The 15595-nt window shown below is 61.6% G+C and carries 17 protein-coding genes; 12 read left to right on the forward strand and 5 right to left on the reverse strand.

From position 1 onward, the window contains the following. Positions 1-30 precede the first annotated feature (30 nt). The 5 genes from RLCC275e_RS10760 to RLCC275e_RS10780 all read left to right on the forward strand — a co-directional run bounded on the left by RLCC275e_RS10760 (position 31) and on the right by RLCC275e_RS10780 (position 4891). Complete coding sequence (locus tag RLCC275e_RS10760) at positions 31-504, forward strand: peroxiredoxin (RefSeq protein ID WP_003559722.1); 474 nt, start codon at positions 31-33, stop codon at positions 502-504. Next, a complete protein-coding gene (locus tag RLCC275e_RS10765) occupies positions 501-1328 on the forward strand; it encodes a ferritin-like domain-containing protein (protein ID WP_033179482.1) in 828 nt (275 codons plus the stop codon). The genes RLCC275e_RS10760 and RLCC275e_RS10765 overlap by 4 nt, the downstream gene beginning before the upstream one ends. Positions 1329-1433: 105 nt before the next feature. Continuing rightward, positions 1434-2756 (forward strand): peptidoglycan DD-metalloendopeptidase family protein, encoded by a 1323-nt coding sequence (locus tag RLCC275e_RS10770; RefSeq protein ID WP_033179483.1) that lies wholly within the window; start codon positions 1434-1436, stop codon positions 2754-2756. 138 nt (positions 2757-2894) lie between these two features. Then, entirely contained in the window at positions 2895-4460 is a 1566-nt protein-coding gene (locus RLCC275e_RS10775) for a DEAD/DEAH box helicase (RefSeq protein WP_017960621.1), read from the forward strand. Between the two features lie 8 nt (positions 4461-4468). After that, a complete protein-coding gene (locus RLCC275e_RS10780; RefSeq protein ID WP_033179484.1) occupies positions 4469-4891 on the forward strand; it encodes an NUDIX domain-containing protein in 423 nt (140 codons plus the stop codon). Here the strand turns inward: RLCC275e_RS10780 and RLCC275e_RS10785 are convergent, their stop codons facing one another. Both RLCC275e_RS10785 and RLCC275e_RS10790 read right to left on the reverse strand, forming a co-directional pair. Beyond that, positions 4892-5209 (reverse strand): TfoX/Sxy family protein, encoded by a 318-nt coding sequence (locus RLCC275e_RS10785; protein WP_003540033.1) that lies wholly within the window; start codon positions 5207-5209, stop codon positions 4892-4894. A gap of 46 nt (positions 5210-5255) precedes the next feature. Further along, positions 5256-5750, reverse strand: coding sequence for a flavin reductase (locus RLCC275e_RS10790; protein ID WP_003559728.1), 495 nt, complete (start codon positions 5748-5750; stop codon positions 5256-5258). 182 nt (positions 5751-5932) lie between these two features. On the opposite strand from RLCC275e_RS10790, the gene RLCC275e_RS10795 reads away from it, so the two are divergent. The 5 genes from RLCC275e_RS10795 to purB all read left to right on the forward strand — a co-directional run bounded on the left by RLCC275e_RS10795 (position 5933) and on the right by purB (position 10446). Continuing rightward, positions 5933-7015, forward strand: a complete 1083-nt coding sequence (locus RLCC275e_RS10795) for a branched-chain amino acid ABC transporter substrate-binding protein (protein ID WP_033179485.1) — start codon at positions 5933-5935, stop codon at positions 7013-7015. A gap of 64 nt (positions 7016-7079) precedes the next feature. Next, complete coding sequence (gene rpe, locus RLCC275e_RS10800) at positions 7080-7757, forward strand: ribulose-phosphate 3-epimerase (RefSeq protein WP_003559730.1); 678 nt, start codon at positions 7080-7082, stop codon at positions 7755-7757. Continuing rightward, complete coding sequence (locus RLCC275e_RS10805) at positions 7754-8479, forward strand: DUF2259 domain-containing protein (protein ID WP_033179486.1); 726 nt, start codon at positions 7754-7756, stop codon at positions 8477-8479. The genes rpe and RLCC275e_RS10805 overlap by 4 nt, the downstream gene beginning before the upstream one ends. A 32-nt stretch (positions 8480-8511) precedes the next feature. Next, positions 8512-8997 carry a hypothetical protein gene (locus RLCC275e_RS10810; protein ID WP_130712036.1) on the forward strand — a complete coding sequence of 162 codons (486 nt, stop codon included), beginning with the start codon at positions 8512-8514 and terminating at the stop codon, positions 8995-8997. Between the two features lie 141 nt (positions 8998-9138). Next, a complete protein-coding gene (gene purB / locus RLCC275e_RS10815; protein ID WP_033179488.1) occupies positions 9139-10446 on the forward strand; it encodes an adenylosuccinate lyase in 1308 nt (435 codons plus the stop codon). 75 nt (positions 10447-10521) lie between these two features. Here the strand turns inward: purB and RLCC275e_RS10820 are convergent, their stop codons facing one another. The 3 genes from RLCC275e_RS10820 to RLCC275e_RS10830 form a co-directional block, all read right to left on the reverse strand. Then, on the reverse strand, positions 10522-10923 hold the full coding sequence (locus RLCC275e_RS10820; RefSeq protein WP_033179489.1) for a hypothetical protein: 402 nt from the start codon (positions 10921-10923) through the stop codon (positions 10522-10524). A gap of 58 nt (positions 10924-10981) precedes the next feature. Beyond that, entirely contained in the window at positions 10982-11470 is a 489-nt protein-coding gene (locus RLCC275e_RS10825; protein WP_033179490.1) for a low affinity iron permease family protein, read from the reverse strand. Between the two features lie 148 nt (positions 11471-11618). Then, positions 11619-12425 carry a DUF2189 domain-containing protein gene (locus tag RLCC275e_RS10830; protein ID WP_033179504.1) on the reverse strand — a complete coding sequence of 269 codons (807 nt, stop codon included), beginning with the start codon at positions 12423-12425 and terminating at the stop codon, positions 11619-11621. Positions 12426-12600: 175 nt separating this feature from the next. On the opposite strand from RLCC275e_RS10830, the gene RLCC275e_RS10835 reads away from it, so the two are divergent. Together RLCC275e_RS10835 and RLCC275e_RS10840 are read left to right on the forward strand one after the other, a co-directional pair. After that, positions 12601-13158, forward strand: a complete 558-nt coding sequence (locus tag RLCC275e_RS10835) for an RBBP9/YdeN family alpha/beta hydrolase (RefSeq protein WP_033179491.1) — start codon at positions 12601-12603, stop codon at positions 13156-13158. Positions 13159-13250: 92 nt separating this feature from the next. Beyond that, positions 13251-15542: a putative bifunctional diguanylate cyclase/phosphodiesterase gene (locus RLCC275e_RS10840; protein ID WP_033179492.1), complete on the forward strand. Its 2292-nt coding sequence runs from the start codon at positions 13251-13253 to the stop codon at positions 15540-15542. Positions 15543-15595 lie beyond the last annotated feature (53 nt).

The raw sequence follows: 15595 nt of genomic DNA on the forward strand, positions 1-15595 counted from the left end.
CACAAACCCGGCAAAAGAAAGGTTTTCCTAATGGCGGTTCCTGGCATCGGCGTCTCGGCCCCTGATTTCAACCTTCCCCGCGACGGCGGCGGCCGCGTTTCGCTGGCCGAATTCCACGGCAAGCCGCTCGTATTGTTCTTTTATCCCAAGGACGACACCACGGGCTGCACCGCCGAATCATTGGCTTTCACCGCGTTAGCAAGCGAGTTCGAAGCGGCGGGTGCTGCCGTCATCGGCATGTCGCCCGATTCGGCCGCCTGCCATGACAGGTTCATCAAGAAGCACCGTCTTTCGGTGGCGCTTGCCTCGGACGAGGAAAAGACGACGCTGCAGGCCTATGGCGTCTGGAAGGAAAAGAGTATGTACGGCCGCAATTTCATGGGTGTCGAGCGCACCACCTTCCTGATCCGCCAGGACGGCACGATCGCCACCATCTGGCAGAAGGTGAAGGTGCAAGGCCATGCCGAAACCGTGCTGGAGGCCGTCAGGAACCTGGCAGCGTGATAGGGGATCTGGCGATAACCTCGCTGCGCGGCGGCGCCATCGATGCGATCTCTTCCGCCGATCTCGACCGCAAGACGGCACTTGCGCAGGAAAGCGCCACCCGCTGGTTCGCCCGCCGGGTGTCGCTGCGCTCGCCGCTCGATGCAACCCTGCCCGACAGGCCCGGCCGTCCTGAGAAACCGGTGCTGACGCCGCCGACCCAGGTGGAGAAGCGCTCGCTGCATACGCTCAAAGGGCGGATCGCCCTGCTCCACGCCATCGCTCATATCGAGCTCAACGCCGTCGATCTGGCGCTCGATATCGTCGCGCGATTCGCAACCGAGCAGGTGCCGAATTCCTTTTTCGACGGCTGGATGTTGGTCGCCTTCGAGGAGGCGAAGCATTTCCGCATGGTGCGCGCCAGGCTCAACGATCTCGGTGCTGATTACGGTGATCTACCCGCGCATGACGGGCTCTGGCAGGCCGCCCATTCGACGCGCAACGATCTGACGGCAAGGCTCGCCGTCGTGCCGCTGATTCTGGAAGCCCGTGGCCTCGACGTCACGCCGTCGCTGCAGGCGAAGATGCGCCAGACCGGCGATCTTGAAAGTGCAGCGGTGCTCGACGTCATCTACAATGACGAGAAAGGCCATGTCGCCGTCGGCGCCAAATGGTTCCGCTTCCTCTGCGCCCGGGAGAAGCGCGATCCGGCAAAGGCCTTCCAGGAACTGGTACGCGCCAATTTCCGCGGACCGCTGAAGCCGCCCTTCAACGACCTTGCCCGCGCCGAGGCCGGACTGACGCCGTCCTTTTACCGCGCGCTCGCATCGATCAGCCACGCTTGAAGTCACTGAATTTCATGATGCGACGGCGACAATGAAAGCATTCATTAACCATAACAGTGTCTAATTTTCCGAAAGAGGCGTAGAGCATCAATCGGGAGAGCCTGCGTGAACAGCGGACATCAGCACCGGGTATTCGGCAGGCGGGCACAGGAACATATCCTCATCCTGGCAAGCGGTGACAAGGTCCGCCATATGACGGTCCGACCCTGGATGGCTGCCCTGGCCTTCTGCTTCGTCGGCGTCTTCTCGATCGGCTACCTCTTGGGCACGTCCTATCTCGTGCTGCGCGACGACCTGATCGGCGCCACCATGGCCCGCCAGGCCCGCATGCAGCACGACTATGAAGACCGCATAGCCGCCCTCCGCGCTCAGGTCGACCGCATCACCTCCCGCCAGCTTCTCGACCAGCAGGTAGTCGAAGACAAGGTCGACAAGCTGATGGAGCAGCAGATGGCGTTGACCTCGCGCCATGGCAAGCTCGACAATCTGCTCGACCGGGCCGAAAGCTCCGGCCTGACGGAAAAGGACGGCGCCCCGCCTACGGCGTCTTCGCCCGTTCAGTCCTATGCGCCCGATGTCAAGGACAAGCGCGCTTCGCTCTCCGGTAGCGGCATCGAGGCGATTGAGAAACAGCTGGCGAGCGGCGCCCCCGCCGATGCGACGCCCGACAATTCGACGCTTGCCTATGTGCCGGCCACCGACACGGTCGGTGATCGTGCCGACCGCATCTTCTCTAAGGTGACGCTGTCGCTGAAAGATGTCGAACAGGATCAGCGCAGCCGTGTCGAACAGCTGACGAGCGATGCCGGCAATGCCGCCAACGCCATCGAGACCGTGCTGACCCGCTTCAAGATTCCAGTACCGCAAGAGACCGCAGCAAAGAAAGACGATGACGATGCCGTCGGCGGCCCCTATGTCGAGCCCGAAAGCAACGACGACTTCAACAATTCTCTGGTGGCGCTCGACGGCGCGCTGACCCGTCTTGAGGAGGTTCGCAGCACCGCCGAATCCCTGCCCTTCCGCAATCCCGCTATCGGCAAGGACGTGACCAGCCCCTTCGGCAATCGCCGTGATCCCTTTCTCGGCCGCCTCGCGCTCCATTCGGGCATCGATTTCCGCTTTTCGCCGGGCGAACGAATCCGCCCGACAGCTCCCGGCAAGGTGATTTCGGCCGGCTGGACCGGCGGCTACGGCAACATGGTCGAGGTCGACCACGGCAACGGCATTTCGACGCGCTACGGGCATATGTCGGAGGTTCTGGTCAAGGTCGGCGACACGGTCGAACGTAACGACGTCATCGGCCTTGCCGGCAGCACCGGCCGCTCGACGGGCACGCACCTGCATTATGAAGTGCGCCAGGACGGCCATGCCGTCGATCCAGTATATTTCATGAATGCCGGCCTTAAACTCGCCACCTATATCAAGTAACTCCTGCCCGGTAACCAACGCTTCACTCTGCAATGGGTGCGGCGTCTCTATTTCTTGACTTGCCGGCCATTCGGGGCTATGTCGCGCTGCATTGCGGCATGCAATCCCGCCGACTCGTTCAGAGCTCGGCCGAACGGAATGGAAACAGTTTTCCCTTTGACGACATTTGCTGACCTTGGCTTAAGCCAAAAAGTGCTATCCGCTGTTACGGATGCAGGCTACACGATCCCAACGCCTATTCAGGCGGGCGCCATCCCGTTTGCGCTCGAGCGCCGCGATATTTGCGGTATCGCGCAGACCGGCACTGGCAAGACGGCATCCTTCGTTCTGCCGATGCTATCGCTTCTTGAGAAGGGCCGTGCGCGTGCGCGCATGCCCCGCACGCTGATCCTCGAGCCGACACGCGAACTCGCCGCCCAGGTCGCCGAGAATTTCGAGAAATACGGCAAGAACCACCGCCTGAACGTCGCCCTTCTGATCGGCGGCGTTTCCTTCGAGGACCAGGACCGCAAGCTCGAGCGCGGCGCCGATGTGCTGATCTGCACCCCCGGCCGCCTGCTCGACCATTTCGAGCGCGGCAAGCTGCTGATGAGCGGCGTCGAGATCCTCGTCATCGACGAGGCCGACCGCATGCTCGACATGGGTTTCATCCCCGATATCGAACGCATCGCCAAGATGATCCCGTTCACCCGCCAGACGCTGTTCTTTTCTGCAACCATGCCGTCGGAGATCCAGAAGCTCGCGGACCGTTTCCTGCAGAATCCCGAGCGCATCGAGGTCGCAAAGCCGGCTTCCGCCGCCGCGACCGTGACGCAGCGTTTCGTCGCCTCGCACGGCAAGGATTACGAAAAGCGCGCTGTCCTGCGCGAACTCGTCCGCGCCCAGACCGAACTCAAGAACGCCATCGTCTTCTGCAACCGCAAGAAGGATGTCGCCGATCTTTTCAGGTCGCTCGAGCGTCACGGCTTTTCGGTCGGCGCCCTGCATGGCGACATGGACCAGCGATCCCGCACGATGACGCTGCAGAGCTTCCGTGACGGCAATCTCCAGCTTCTGGTCGCTTCCGACGTCGCCGCCCGCGGCCTCGATATCCCCGATGTCAGCCACGTCTTCAATTTCGACGTACCGATCCATTCCGAGGATTACGTCCACCGCATCGGCCGCACCGGCCGTGCCGGCCGCTCGGGTGCCGCCTTCACGCTCGTCACCAAGCGCGACACGAAGTTCGTCGATGCCATCGAGAAGCTGATCGGCGAAAAGGTCGAATGGCTGAGCGGTGACCTGACGTCGCTGCCGCCGCCGGCAGAAGACAGCCGGGACAGCGAACGCCCGCGCCGCAACAGCCGCGAGCGTGGCGCCAGAGATGGCGCAGGCCGAGATCGTGCGCCGAGAGAGAATGGCGATAAGGATCGTGGCCGCGGACGCGGCAATCGCGCTGCCGCGAGTCATAAATCTGATAACGACATACAGGATAATGGCGTCGACGTGATTGAAGCAGCACCAGTAAAGGCCGACATCGTGAAGAACGAGCGCAAAGCAGAGCAGAAGCCGCAGAACAACGCGCGCAACAGTCGGCCTTACCCGGCAAACGACGACAGCCGCGACCGCCGCCGTCATCGCGACCACGACGATGGCCCGACCCCGGTCGGCTTCGGCGATGATATCCCCGCCTTCATGCTGATCGCCGGCAGCGCCAAGGTCTAAGCATTATCATGGGCAGGCCCGGCATTGATTTTCCGGGTCTCGGCGTCGGCATGGTGATTATGCGCGACGCCAGGATCCTTCTCTACAAACGCATGCGACCACCTGAAGCCGGCTATTGGAACATCGTCGGCGGCAAGGTCGATCATATGGAGCCGGCTGAAGAAGCTGCGCGCCGCGAGGCCGAAGAGGAAACCGGCCTGACGATCGGCCGCATCGAACGCCTCTGCATGAGCGAGCAGATCATCGAGGCCGATCGCCAACACTGGATCTCGATTCTCTATCTCGCCCGCGACGTCGACGGCGAGCCTCAACTGACCGAACCGGACAAGCTGTCGGATTTCGGTTGGTTTCCCCTGACCGATCTGCCCGAGCCGCTGTCGGCCTTCACCAAGGCGGCCATAGCAGCCTTGCCGACTGCCGAACGCGGCTAATCATTCGGCGCGAAGCGACGCCTCATAGGCAAGCCTCACCCATTTCGCCATCAGATCAGGATCGTCGTAGGCTTCGTCGGGGATCGACCAATAGGGCATTTTTACCGGCTTGCCCTTCTTGCCCTCATAAGTCCACTGCGTGGCGCCGGCAGCGGCAAATTCCGGAGCGCTCGTCTCGTCGGCCTTCAGCAGCATCTCGTCGCGCACTTCGAGCGCGATGATGCGCCCGAGATGATAAATACCCTTGCCGCCGAACATGCGCTTGACCGTGACGGGGCCGAGCCCCTGAAACATTTCCTCGATCCCGGCATTGTCCATTCTCTACTACCTCGAAATGCTTCCGAAAGGATGCACGGCGCTCTCATCACAGCGCGTGATAATCCCGGTTCATATAGATGAGCGCCGGGTGTTTTTCGCTGAAGCGGACGGCCGCGACTTCGCCGAAGATGACATTGTGCGTCGGCATTTCCTTGATATCGATCACCCGGCAATCGAAGGCGGCAAGCGCGTCGGCCAGCACCGGCGCACCGGTGGCAAGCATCTCGAAACGGGCGCTGGCGAAACGGTCGTCATTGGCAAGCGACGTGCGTCCGGAAAAGGCATCGGCGACGCCCTGATGATGGGCGCCGAGCGTGTTCAGCGCGAAAATGCCGCTGCGGAAGAAAATCTCGTTCTTCGGATTGGTGTTGTTGAGGCAGATCAGCACCGAGGCTGGATTGTCCGAGACCGAGCAGGCGGCGGTGATGGTGACGCCGCGGCGCAGCTCGCCCATCGCCGTCGTCACGAGCTGCACGTGGCCGGCATAACGGCTCATGGCATCGCGATAAAGGCCGGGGTCGATATGCTGCCTGTTCAACACCTGCTTCTCCGTGCGCGAGCTTTATGCCTGGATTGTCTTGCCATCGCGCCAATATGGCGAGCATCGGTTACCTTTTCTACAATAGGACCGGTGAAAAGCGCTGTGTTGCGCTTGTTTTTCTTTGACGATCGCGGCCTTGCGGATAAAAGGGCATGGACGATGGCTAGGGATCTCCGCCTTTCATGATCAACCTGCGTGGCATAGCAGCTTTTCTGGCGCTGCTGGGAGCGGCGGCTGAAAGCCATGCGGCCGGCGTGACGATCGGTATCGTCGCCCCTCAGAACGGACCGCTCGCCCTCCTCGGCGCCCAGATTGCCGCCGGCGCCGGTTTCGAGATCCAGCAGTCCGGAAATACCCTCGTCGCCATCAACGAGACCTGCGAGGACAATAGCGGTGCCGCGGTCGCCGACGCGCTTGTCAATGCCAAAGTGCAGGTCGCGGTCGGCTTTCTCTGCAGCGAGACGCTGGAAGGCGCGCTGCCGAAGCTGAAGGACGCCAATATTCCGGCAATCACCGTCTCCGTGCGCTCCCGCATACTGATGGAGGATGCGCTGAAAAACGGCTGGCCTCTTTTCCGGGCAGCGCCCGCCGACGGCGCCGAGGCGGCAAAGATTATCGAGGTAATCCTGAAAGACTGGGCCGCCGATCCGATCGCCCTGATCGAGGATGGCACCATCCACGGCCGCGAACTGACGGAAGCGGTACGCAATGCGCTGGAGCAGAGCGGCCTGAAGCCGGTCTTTACCGATACCTACCGGCCGGGACAGGAACAGCAGATTGCCCTCGTCCGCCGCCTGAAACGGGCCGGCGCCACCAGGGTCTTCATTGGCGGCGACCGCAACGATATCGCCGTCATCGCCCGCGACGCCACCGCGGAGAATATCCCGCTGTCCATCCTCGGCGGCGATGCCATGCGCGCTGCCGACCAGCCGCTGCCGCTTGATGCCGGCGTGCGTGCCGTCGCCCTGCCCGAATCCGCCATCCTGCCGGAAGGCACGGCTGCTGCCGACGCGCTACGCGCCAAAGGCATCGAGCCGGAAGGTTATGTCCTGCCCTCGCTGGCCGCCGCCCTCATTGCCGGCCAGGCGGGACAAGCCGCCGCTGCGACGGGCAAGCCACTCCAGGAGGCACTTCTCGGCACGACATTCCAGACGCCGGTCGGCACTATTGCTTTCACCGGTGCGCATGAACTTTCGCAAAACCCCTACCGGCTACTCGAATGGCGGGGCAACGGCTTTTTTCCACCTGCCGCACCGACGCAATGAGCGGTGCGCCTGCCTTGAATTCGGGCGCCGCGGTCAAATGGCGGCCCATACGGAGTAAGATTTGATGACGCTGCCCATTCGCATTGCCCCCTCGATCCTCGCGGCGGATTTCGCCAGGCTCGGCGAGGAGGTGCGCGATGTGACGGCCGCCGGCGCCGACTGGATCCATCTCGACGTCATGGACGGACATTTCGTGCCGAACATCTCCTTCGGCCCCGATGTCATCAAGTCGCTGCGCTCCTATACATCAGCCACCTTCGACTGCCACCTGATGATCTCGCCGGTCGACGACTATCTCGAAGCCTTCGCCAAGGCCGGCTGCGACCGTATCACCGTCCATGCCGAAGCCGGACCGCATCTGCACCGCTCGCTGCAGACCATCCGCAATCTCGGCAAGAAGGTCGGCGTGACGATCAATCCGGCGACGCCGCTCAGCGCCATCGAAAACGTGCTCGACGATGTCGATCTCATCCTGATCATGTCGGTCAATCCCGGTTTCGGCGGGCAGAAATTCATTCCGGCGATGGCGAAGAAGATCGCGGCGGCGAAGTCACTGATCGGTGATCGGCCGATCGAACTCGAGGTCGACGGCGGCGTCACGGTGGAAACGGCGCCTGATATCGCCCGGGCGGGCGGCAACGTTCTCGTCGCCGGCTCGGCAATTTTCAAGGGCGATACGGTCGAGGATTATCGCCGGACCGTCGCCGATCTGCGTCAGGCAGCCGAAGGGGCACGAGCATGAAGAAACGTCTGATCATCGGTGGCATGCTTGCTGTCGCATTTGCCGGATTGCCTAGTCTGTCACTTGCCGGCGACATCGCAAACATCCAGCCGATCGGCTTTTCCGCCGACGGTAAGGTCTTCGGATTTCAGGAGTTCGGCATCGAGGAGAGCGGCAACCTTCCCTACTCCAACACCTATTTTGTCGATACCGAAGACGGCCACTATCTCGAGGGCACGCCCTTCCATACCGAGCTGACCGACAAGGACGCCAATCTCTCCAAGGCGCGGCGGCAGAACCTGACGGCGGCCCGCAGCCAGATGGACAAATATGATCTGCTGACCAATCCCGGCTTGATCGCTGCCTTCAATCCGCCGACCGAACTCGGCTCGCCGTCGAAGACGATCCGCTACACGACGCTTGCGACCGACGGCCCGCCGAAAGCGCCGTATACGCTCTCACTCGGCGAGATGCCGGTGCCGACGCCGAAGGATTGCACTGCGGTCGACAAGCGCGTCATCGGCTTCAGCCTGCAGATGATCGAAAAGGAAGGCGCTCCGAACCGGCAGGCAGCGCGCCAGGCCACCACAGTTCCGGCCGAGCGCGCATGTTCCGTTGAATACCGGATCGGCGGCGCCGTGGTCTACCAGCCGGAAGCCGGAAACCAGGTCCATATCGCACTCGTCCTGGCGTTCGATGCAGACAGGAACGGACGCTGGATCGCCGTTCCGGTTCATCCCTGAGCATGGATCGCCCGAGGACGGATCGCCCCCGGATGGATCGTCTAAGAGCTGCACGGCCGCCCTACCCCGATCTGATTGCCGGCGCGTTGCTTTGGGGCATGCAGATGCTCGCCGCCGCCATGCTCGGCCTTTACCTGCGCAACGGCCTTCAGACGAGCCGACTGGCCGAGATCGCCGCTCTCTATTTCTCCGGCGGCCTGTTTGCCTGGCCGTTCGCCCTGCCGGTCGCCCGCTTCCTCGCCTTTGACAGGCCGCTGGAAACGCGTTTTGCCGCGTTTTTCGTGACGCTGACGGCGGCCACTATCCTGATGACCGCCTTCCTTTTCGCCATGGAATACCGGATGTTCTATTCGCGTTGGCATGCACCCTTCGGCAGTATCGTCTGGGCTTTCCAGTTCGTCTTCACCAGTATCAGCGCAGTCTATCAGTTCCTGGTGATCGGCCTGCGTCTCTTCCTGCCGCTTGGCCTCGTCTGTCTTGTCGCAAGCAGCTATCATCTTGCCAAACGCATGCGTTGAGATTGCCGCCCTTCTTTGCTACAGGGGCGCTAAAGCAATTCCAGCAAAAGTGTGCAGCGGTTTTGCCAGGCAAAGCGCGAAGCGATTTTGCCGGGAATTGCGTCTTAAACGCTCAACCTCTTGAAGTGAAGGCAGCCGCCCATGATCCCGCGTTATTCCCGGCCTGAAATGGTCGCCATCTGGTCTCCCGAAACCAAGTTCCGCATCTGGTTCGAGATCGAGGCGCATGCCTGCGACGCGCTGGCCGAACTCGGCGTCATCCCGAAATCGGCGGCAAAGACGATCTGGGAAAAAGGCGGCGCCGCCACCTTCGACGTCGACCGCATCGACGAGATCGAGGCCGTCACCAAGCATGACGTCATCGCGTTCCTCACCCATCTCGCCGAGATCGTCGGCCCGGATGCGCGCTTCGTCCACCAGGGCATGACTTCGTCCGACGTGCTCGACACCTGCTTCAACGTCCAGTTGGTCCGCGCCACCGACCTCATGCTTGCCGATATCGACCGGCTGCTCGAGGCGCTGAAAACCCGCGCCTTCGAACACAAGGACACCGTTACCATCGGCCGTTCGCATGGCATCCATGCCGAGCCCACCACCTTCGGCATCAAGCTGGCGCTCGCCTATGCCGAATTCGAGCGCTGCCGCCAGCGCCTCGTCGCCGCCCGCGAGGAAGTCGCGACCTGCGCCATATCGGGCGCCGTCGGCACCTTCGCCAATATCGATCCGCGCGTCGAGGAACATGTCGCCGAGGCGCTTGGCCTGAAGGCCGAGCCGGTCTCGACACAGGTCATCCCACGTGACCGCCACGCCATGTATTTCGCCACGCTCGGTGTCGTCGCCTCGTCGATCGAGCGGCTGGCGACCGAAATCCGCCACCTGCAGCGCACCGAGGTGCTCGAAGCCGAGGAGTATTTCTCGCCCGGCCAGAAGGGCTCGTCGGCCATGCCGCACAAGCGCAACCCGGTTCTGACCGAAAACCTGACCGGTCTCGCCCGCATGGTCCGCTCCTACGCCATGCCGGCGATGGAAAACGTCGCCCTCTGGCACGAGCGCGATATCTCGCATTCCTCGGTCGAGCGCATGATCGGCCCCGATGCCACCGTGACGCTCGATTTCGCCCTCTCCCGTCTCGCCGGCGTCATCGAAAAGCTGCTGGTCTATCCCGAGAATATGGAAAAGAACCTCAACAAGTTCCGGGGCTTGGTCCATTCGCAGCGTGTCCTGCTGGCACTGACCCAGGCCGGCACTTCCCGCGAAGATGCTTATCGCCTGGTGCAGCGCAATGCGATGAAGGTCTGGGAACAGGGCAAGGATTTCTTGGAAGAGCTGCTCGCCGACACCGAAGTCCGTGCCGCGCTTTCCGAAGAGGATATTCGGGAGAAGTTCGACCTTGGCTATCATACCAAACACGTCGACACGATCTTCCGGCGCGTCTTTGGCAACGCCTGAGCGATCTGCAATCAACGATATAGCGGCGCCCGTGCGGGCGCCGTTTTTCTGCCGGCACACCTCCCCGTCGAAAATCTATCGAATGGCTTTTCCCCTCAGTCGCAGCCTGATCATAACTGTGAAGTAGATGCATGCGACAAGGACAGAAGGCAGAGAAATAATTAGGAAAAAAGCTAACAAGGTCAGCCTCTGAATACTTCCACCCGACAGCAACAAGAAAGCTGCCACAATCAGCAACAAAATTACTATAAAAATGATAGACGACCAAAGAAATGGCCGCGAATTTATTTCAATGTAATTCACACGATAAAAAACAAACAAAACAAACACGATTGGTAGCGAAACAATAAACTTTGGCATAAACGCGATAAAGCCGATACCGTCGAAGAAAAATGGCAAATGACCTAACGTCAATCCTATGAAATAAGCCTGAAAGAACAGCTCAACCTGCGGCTCCCGAAGAAAGGAGTCGTTCATTTTTCCCTGCGGAGGTGGATTTAATGAACTGAATATGGTGCCGATTGTATTTCATAGTCTAGCTTTTCTCAAGCGGCCGCTGTTTTTGCTTCGGTGCTTTGGCAACCACAGAGCGTTTGCGCGCTTCCGCCTTTTTCGACGACGCCGCATTCGCTGCTTCGGTTGGTTCCGACGTCCTGCAAGCCTCGCTCTCGCCCCTGCCCTTTGCGGCCTTGGCGACCAGCTCGTCGAGACGTTTCAGTTCTTCCTCGTCGAGATTCTCGATGCCGATGAAACGGTTTTCGGCATGGCTGGTCAGGATGATTTCGTTGAGCTTGGCCTGGATCGCCCGCGTGTCGCGCGTCTGGGCGTTCTGCAGCACGAAGACCATCAGGAAAGTGACGATCGTCGTGCCGGTATTGATGACCAGCTGCCAGGTTTCCGAATAGTCGAAGAAGGGTCCGAGTGCCGCCCAGATGACGACGGCGATCAGTGCCAGGATGAAGATGACAGGCCTGCCCGCCCATTCCGATACCTTGGTTGCGAAGTGGGCAAACAGATGCTTCATCGTCACCTCAAAGATCCTCCCTCGAAGTCTCCAGAGCACGATGTCGACGACATCATGCTCTCGGTTAGACAAACTCCGAGGCAGGTTCGAGGTTCCCGGGGTATCCCAGATTCCCCCCGGTCCGGGATTCCCGCAGAAAGCGCCGTGGTTACGCTGTGGCTTCCCGCGCAATCAGCTTGCGATAGAGATGCCAGGTCGCATGGCCGAGGATCGGGATAACCAGCGCAAGCCCGGCAAAGACCGGGATCGTGCCGATGACGAGCAGCGCAGCGACGATCAGGCCCCAAAGCAGCACCGGCACCGGATTGAGAATCGTCGCGCGGATCGACGCCGTGACGGCGGCGACGGCCCCGACATCGCGGTCGAGCAGCAGCGGAAAGGTGATGACGGTCATCGCCAGCACGACGAGCGCAAAGACGAAGCCGATGAGATTGCCCCAGATGATCAACTGCATACCCTCTGACGTGCCGAAGACCTGGCGGAAGAAATCCCCCATGCTGCGCGGAAAGACCTCGCCGAGTAGGTTGCTATAGAGCGTCTGCGCCGTCACCAGCCAGACGACGAAGAGGCCGCAGAGCATCAAGCCGACCGCCACAATCGACGGCAGCGCCGGTGAATGGCGTACGTCCAGCGCATGCGTCCAGGACGCGTCGAGGCCGGCTTCGCGCCGGCGGCTGATCTCATAGAGGCCAATCGCTGCGATCGGGCCGATCAGCACGAAACCCGCCATCAGCGGGAAGACCATCGGCAAAAGGTTGGCGCCCGAGGTCCACAGCGTCAGGAAGACGCCGGCGATCGGATACATCAGGCACAGGAACACATAGTGGGACGGTTTCTCCATAAAATCTTCGTATCCGCGCTTCAGCGCGTCGAAGACGTCAGCGATACCGATGCGATTGACAACGGGCCGCGCGAAGCTTTCGCTTGCACCCGTCATGACATGAAATGCCGCCATGGTTTTCTCCTCCTCAGCCGAGACCTGATCGGCGGCGGACAGCATCGGCGGGCAAGCCGATACGAATTCCGCAACCGGCACTGGGGCAATATAGCAACTTTCAACGCCTGTGTCGCTCTCTCCCTTGACACTCCCTCTTGACATCTTGGACCAGCTTTCTCACATCGGCGGCACTATGAAAGCCTCAGACGCAGATATCCTCATCATCCCCGGTTACACCAATTCCGGCCCGAGCCACTGGCAAAGCCGCTGGGAGGCAAAGCTCAGCACGGCGCGGCGCGTCGAACAGGCCGAATGGACGAAGCCGGTTCGCGAGGATTGGATCGCCCGCATCGCCGAGGAGGTGAACGCTTCGACCCGCCCGGTCGTTCTCGTCGCCCATTCGCTGGGCGTGCCCTCGGTGATCCACGCCATCCCGCATTTCCGCAATCGCGTGGCGGGCGCTTTCCTCGTCGCCCCGCCCGACGTAGCCAATCCCGACATCCGCCCGAAGCACCTGATGACCTTCGGCCCCTATCCGCGCGATCCGCTGCCCTTCCCGTCGATCACGGTGGCCAGCCGCAACGATCCGTTCGGCAGCTACGAGCATGCCGACGAGATTGCCAGCAGCTGGGGCTCCTTCCTCGTCGATGCCGGCGAGTCCGGTCATATCAATGCCGATTCCGGTCACGGCCCGTGGCCCGAAGGCACCATGGTCTTTGCCCAGTTCCTCGGCCGGCTCTCTGCTGATTGAGGAAAAGGCGCCATGCCGCTTGTTGAGCAAGTGCTTTCTAAGTCTTTCTTAATGGAATGACAGCAGACTGCGCCGAGGTGAGATAAGCGAGAATGCCCGTGAAGAAAGCCCATCCAGAGGCCGGTGATCCGCATGGCGATGCGGCTGAGGCAGGTATCGGCAATGGGGCGACCGACGATTCCGACCTGGCAGAGCGGGAAAGCCGCTGGAACCATGCGCTCGTCGGCTCGGGCCTTGGCGTATGGGATCACAACTACCGTCTCGACCGGAAATATTACTCGCAGACGTGGAAAACCATCCGCGGCATGGCGCCCGACGAGGAAGCCGCCGGCGAATACGATGCCTGGCTGCAGTTGGTCCATCCCGATGATCGCGATTTCGTCGTCCATGCGATCGACCGGCAGAATGCCGGCGATCCGAATTACCAAATCTTCGAATATCGCGAGCGTCACAAGGATGGCCACTGGGTCTGGATCGAGTGTCGCGGCGCCTGCGTCGAATGGGACGAGAATGGCGTGCCGACGCGCATCGTCGGCACGGATACGGATATCACCGCCCGCAAGCAGGCCGAGGAGACGCTGTCGCGTTTGTCGCGTCGGCTCGATCTGGCGCTGGAGATTTCCCGCATCGGCGTCTTCGAGGCCGATATCGAGCATGATAGCGTCGAATGGGACGACCGCCTCATTGCCATTTACGGGCTGCAGGGCGCCTTACGCCAGATCGCCAGCGACACCTGGGCGAAAAGCCTGCATCCCGACGACCGCGAGCGTGTGCTTGGCTTATCCGACCGGAGCGTCGAAAGCGGCAGTGACTTCCAGCAGGAATACCGCATCATCCGCGGCGACGGCGCCGAACGCGTCATCCGCGCCCGCTCGGCCTTCTTCGTCGACGGCAACGGCCACCGCAAGCTGATCGGCGCCAACTGGGACGTCACCGAGGAAGTCGCGCTGCGCAACGAGCTGCGCCGCGCCAAGGATCTCGCCGAGGCGCGCAACCGCGAGCTCGAAGCCGCCAAGGAGAGCATCGAGCACTTGGCGCTGCACGATTACCTTACCGGCCTGCCGAACCGCCGCTATCTCGACAAGATGCTGGACGAGCGTGCGGCCGAATGCCGGGCCAAGGGCATGGCGATGGCGATCTTGCATATCGATCTCGACCGCTTCAAGCAGATCAACGACACGCTCGGCCACCGGGCCGGCGACGCCATGCTGCAGCATGCCGCAAGCGTGCTGAGAACGTCCGTCCGCGCCGTCGATTTCGTGGCCCGCATCGGCGGCGACGAATTCGTCATCCTCTGCATTGTCGATCCCGCATCGAAGAAGATCGCCAGCCTTGCCGAACGTGTCATCCGCGAATTACGCAAACCCGTCAGATATGAGGGGCACGATTGCCGTTTCGGCGCCAGCATCGGCATCGCCATCGACAGCGGACCAAAGCTCGACGCCAAGCAGATGCTGCTCGACGCCGATATCGCCCTCTACCGTGCCAAGGGCCTGGGCCGCAACCGTTTCGAATTCTTCTCGGCCGCTGCCCGCCGCGACATCATCTCCGCCAAGCACCTCGCCGACGAGATCCTGATCGGCCTCGAACGCAATGAATTCGTGCCCTTCTACCAGCTGCAGTTCGATGCCCGCACGCTCGATGTCGCAGGCGTCGAAACGCTTGCACGCTGGCAGCATCCGGTGCACGGGCTGCTGACGCCCGATCGCTTCCTCGACATTGCGGAGGATCTCGACGTCGTCTCGACCATCGATGCCCTGATCCTGGAGCGCGCCATTGCCGACAGGAAGGCGTGGCTGAAGGACGGGCTGCCGATCCCGAAGGTATCGGTCAACGTCTCCGCCAGGCGGCTCGCCGATCCCGATCTCGGCAAGAAGCTCCGCGCGTTGAAGATCGAGCCCGGCACCTTCTCCTTCGAGCTGCTGGAATCGATCTCGCTCGACGATTGCGACGAGGCGGTGGTCGCCAACCTGAAAAAGCTGCGCAAGCTCGGCATCGACATCCAGATCGACGATTTCGGCACGGGCCATGCCTCGATCGTCAGCCTGCTGCGCCTGAGCCCGAAGACGCTGAAGATCGACCGCGAGCTGATCCGCATGCTGCCGCAATCGGCAGAGCAGCGCAAACTGGTCGGCTCGATCATCGATATCGGTCGCTCGCTGAACATTCTGGTCATCGCCGAAGGCGTCGAGACGGCGGAGCATATCCGCATTCTCGAAGAACTCGACTGTGACACGCTGCAGGGCTACGCGCTCGCCCGGCCGATGCCGGCCATTCAGATCCCCTCCTTCATCCGCGCCGGAAGCTGGCGCCACGGGCAAATCGCCGCTCGCGCCCTGCAGGCGCAGCTTCGCCGCGCGCTGCGAAGCAGAGCCGCCAAATAAAAACCTGCATAAGCGGCTCGCCATTTCGCCTTCATTCCACCGTAGAGGAAAAG

Source organism: Rhizobium brockwellii (genome assembly GCF_000769405.2).
GTDB lineage: Bacteria > Pseudomonadota > Alphaproteobacteria > Rhizobiales > Rhizobiaceae > Rhizobium > Rhizobium brockwellii.